Source organism: Microbacterium sp. CPCC 204701 (genome assembly GCF_004010105.1).
Classification (GTDB): Bacteria; Actinomycetota; Actinomycetes; order Actinomycetales; family Microbacteriaceae; genus Microbacterium.
This window is the reverse complement of the sequence record NZ_RRYE01000617.1, coordinates 1-1,135: the sequence shown is the minus strand read 5'-3', so window position 1 is coordinate 1,135 and position 1,135 is coordinate 1. Positions and strand designations below refer to the sequence as shown.

The 1,135-nt window shown below is 73.5% G+C and carries 1 pseudogene; it reads left to right on the top strand.

Going from position 1 to position 1,135, the window contains the following annotated elements:
- A pseudogene (locus EIO58_RS19115) lies at positions 1 to 1,060 on the top strand (FAD-dependent oxidoreductase); the annotation flags it as partial.
- Positions 1,061 to 1,135: the final 75 nt, after the last annotated feature.

Below are 1,135 nucleotides of genomic sequence, written 5' to 3'. Positions count from 1 at the left end.
CGTGCGCCCGCGCGAGCTCGCGACGGCGCACACCGAGACGCTCCGCCAGACGATGCTGCGACAGGATGCCTCGGTCTTCGGCATCCGCAATTCCGATCCCGACGACCTCGCGCGCCGCGCCGTCGTCACTGCGTCGAGCACGGCCCGCACGCTCGATGCTGCGCAGCTCGTTCCCGGGGCCGAGGAGGCGCCCTTCGCGCTCGAGCGGGATCTCGGCATCCTGCTCCCCGTCGACCCGCGCCTCGACCACGTCGACGTGCTGCTGCAGGTCGAGCGCGACACCACGCTCGGCGCGTCGCTGTGGACGACGGGGCACCGGCAGAACGCCGTGCCCGTCGACGAGCGCACGCGCGTCGAGGTCGACATCGCCGCGGCCGCAGAGCCGCGATGGGTGCGGCTTCCGCTGTCGTGGACGCCGTCCGAGCCCGAGAGCGTCGTGGTCGTGCTGGCGGCGGCCGAGGGTGTGTCGGTCGTGCTGAGCGCCGCCCAGATCCCCGGCGTGCTCGCGCTCCCCCACCGCCCGCAGGCCGACGGCGACGCGAACGTCGCCGTCGAGGTGTCCGAGAGCGTCATCGCGTGGCCCGCGATCCCGCTCCGCGGGCGCACGCCGCGCGTGCACGTGAGCCCGCCCACCGAGGCGTTCGACGAGTCGAAGTCCGTCGGCGGCTACCAGCGCTTCTACGGCGGGCCGAACCTGTGGATGTCGCAGCCGAGCCCCGCGCTGTCTTCGGCGTCCGGCGAGGAGTCGCTCACGCTCGAGTGGTCCGAGCCGCAGCGGGTGCGCAGCATCCGTCTCGTGTTCGACGACGACACGGACGTCGAGCTCAACACGCTCCACCACCACCGCACGCCCGAACGCGTCTTCCCCGAGCTCGTGCGCGACTACGCGCTGGAGGTGAGGGAAGGCGGCGCGTGGCGCGAGGTGGCGCACGTGGAGGCCAACCGCCGCCGCCAGCGCGTGCACCAGACGGATGCCGCGGCCGCGACCGCGCTGCGGCTGCGGGTGCTCGCGACCAATGGCGCACCCCAAGCCCGCGTGGTGTCGATTCGCGTGTACTGACCGGCGCGGACCGCCGCGCGAGAACCGATCGAAGGAGATCCGGATGCCCCTGACAGCAGCTCGCCCGGTGTCGCG